General features: G+C 75.1%; 1 protein-coding gene. It reads left to right on the top strand.

What is annotated here, in order from left to right:
• Nucleotides 1–118 precede the first annotated feature (118 nt).
• Nucleotides 119–2803 (top strand): heavy metal translocating P-type ATPase, encoded by a 2685-nt coding sequence (locus H9652_RS16850; protein WP_191797544.1) that lies wholly within the window; start codon nucleotides 119–121, stop codon nucleotides 2801–2803.
• Nucleotides 2804–2862: the final 59 nt, after the last annotated feature.

Here is a 2862-nt window from a genome sequence, read left to right as displayed (position 1 = left end):
GGGGGGGGGGGCCACCGCTCGGACTGCCCCCACCGCCCCCGCCCGCCGACCGCGGGCCGCGACGGAGCACCCCACCCGGCGGGACCCGCCGGACGCACCACACAGTCGAGGAGCACCGATGACCACCCCCACCGGCCTGACCTCCGGGCCGACCCTCGTCGAGGTCGACCTCGCGATCGAGGGCATGACGTGCGCGTCGTGCGTCGCGCGCGTCGAGAAGCGGCTCAACCGCGTCGACGGCGTCGAGGCCACCGTCAACCTGCCCCTCGAGAGCGCCCACGTCGTGCTGCCCGAGGGCGTCACCGACGCCGAGCTCGTCGAGGCCGTCGAGAAGGCGGGCTACCAGGCGCGGGTCACGGGGCGCCGCGCGGCGAGCCCCGCCGTCTCGGCGAGGGTGGCGGCCCCTGGGGCCGCCGTCGTGTCAGAACCGGCGAGCACCCCGGACCACGCTGGTTCTGACACACCGGCCGAGCCGGCACCGGCCCCTGCTCGGGCCCCGGCCCCCGCTCCGGCCCCGGCGTCGACCGACACCTCGGCCCCCACGCGCGACCGGGGTGCCGACCTCGGGCGCCGCCTCAAGGTCGCCGCGGTCCTCACGCTGCCCGTCGTGCTGCTGTCGATGGTCCCGGCCCTGCAGTTCCCGGGCTGGCAGTGGGTCGTCACGGCCCTCGCGCTGCCGGTCGTGACGTGGGGCGCGTGGCCCTTCCACACCGCCGCGTTCCGCGCGGCCCGCCACGGCGCGTCGACCATGGACACCCTCGTGTCGATCGGCGTGATCGCCGCGACCCTGTGGTCCCTGTGGGCGCTCCTGCTGGGCGGCGCGGGCGAGATCGGCATGCGGATGACGGTGTCGCTCGTACCGGAGCGCTCACACGGTGCCCTCGGTGCGATGCCCGAGCTCTACTTCGAGGTCGCGGCCGTCGTCACGACGTTCCTCCTCGCGGGCCGCTGGTCCGAGCACCGCTCGCGCCGCAAGGCCGGCGACGCGCTGCGCTCCCTGCTCGCGATGGGCGCCAAGGACGCAGAGCGCGTCACGACCGGCCCCGACGGCCACCGCACGACCGAGCGCGTCCCCGTCTCGGCCCTGCGAGAGGGCGACCTGTTCACGGTCCGCCCGGGAGAGAAGGTCGCGACCGACGGCGTCGTCGTCGAGGGCGCGTCCGCCGTCGACACCTCGCTCCTGACGGGTGAGCCCGTCCCCGTCGACGTGACGCCCGGCGACGACGTCACGGGCGCGACCGTCAACACCTCGGGCCACCTGCTCGTGCGTGCGACGCGCGTAGGCGAGGAGACGACGCTCGCGCAGATCGGTCGCCTCGTGAGCCAGGCACAGACGGGCAAGGCTCCCGTGCAGCGCCTCGCGGACCGGATCTCGGCCGTGTTCGTGCCGATCGTCCTGGTCCTGGCCGTGCTCACGCTGGGCGGCTGGCTGCTCGCAGGGGCGAGCACGCAGTTCGCGTTCACGGCCGCCGTGGCCGTGCTGATCATCGCGTGCCCGTGCGCCCTGGGTCTCGCGACGCCGACCGCCCTGCTCGTCGGCACGGGACGCGGCGCCCAGCTCGGCATCCTCATCAAGGGCCCCGAGGTCCTGGAGTCCACGCGCCGGGTCGAGGTGATCGTCCTCGACAAGACCGGCACCGTCACGCAGGGCCGCATGGCCCTCGAGCGCGTGGTCACGCGCGAGGGCACGCTCGACCTGTCCTCGGCCGCGGCGCGGTCTGCCGGCTCGTCGAGCGAGACGCCCGACGGCGCCGCCCGCCACGCCCTGCGCCTCGCCGGCGCGGTGGAGGGGCTGAGCGAGCACCCGATCGCGCAGGCGATCGCGTCGGCAGCGACGCGGGTCTCGGGCGAGGTCGACGACCGCGAGTCAGAGCCGGCGAGCGCTGGAGGTCACGCTGGTGCTGACACCTCGGCCGGGGCGGTCGTCGAGACCGGCGCCGACGGCGTCGTCGTCGGTTCCCCGCAGGTCTTCGACTTCGTGAGCTCCCCGGGCGGCGGGGTGAGCGGCCTGGTCCGCACCGCGCACTCGGGCCTGTCCCCCGCGGGCGCCCTCAACGCGCAGCGGGTCCTGGTCGGGCGCCCGGCATGGCTCGCCGAGCAGGGCGTCGCGTTCGACGTGTCAGCACCAGCGGGGGCTGCGGGTCACGCTCGTTCTGACAACCCTGGGACCGACCTGCGCCGAGCGTTCGACGAGGCCGAGTCCACGGGCGCGACCGCCGTCGTCGTCGCCTGGAACGGCGCCGCCCAGGGCGTCCTCGTCCTGCGCGACCCCGTCAAGGAGACCTCGGCCCAGGCCGTGGCCGAGCTCCGCGAGCTGGGCCTGCGCCCCCTCCTCCTCACGGGCGACAACGCGGGCGCGGCCAAGGTCGCCGCCCGACAGGTCGGTATCGCCGAGGAGGACGTGATCGCGCAGGTCCTGCCGCAGGACAAGGTCGACGTCGTCGCGCGCCTGCGCGCGGAGGGCCGCGTCGTGGCCATGGTCGGGGACGGCGTGAACGACGCCGCCGCGCTCGCCGGGGCCGACCTCGGCCTGGCCATGGGCACGGGCACCGACGTCGCGATCGAGGCGAGCGACATCACGCTGGTCCGCGGCGACCTGCGCTCGAGCGCGACCGCGATCCGGCTCTCGCGCCAGACGCTGCGCGTCATCAAGCAGAACCTGTTCTGGGCCTTCGCCTACAACGTGGCCGCGATCCCGCTCGCCGCCGCCGGGCTGCTCAACCCGATGATCGCAGGGGCCGCGATGGCGATGAGCTCGGTCCTGGTCGTCGCCAACTCGCTCCGCCTGCGCCGAGCGGGCTGAACCTGGCTGCCCCTGGCTGCCCCTGGCTGCCGAGAACGAGGTTGAGGTCGTCATCGTGA

The sequence above is a fragment of the Oerskovia rustica genome (genome assembly GCF_014836555.1).
Lineage (GTDB): Bacteria > Actinomycetota > Actinomycetes > Actinomycetales > Cellulomonadaceae > Oerskovia > Oerskovia rustica.
Note: the sequence above shows the minus strand (reverse complement) of the source record. Positions and strands in the feature narration are given on the sequence as shown.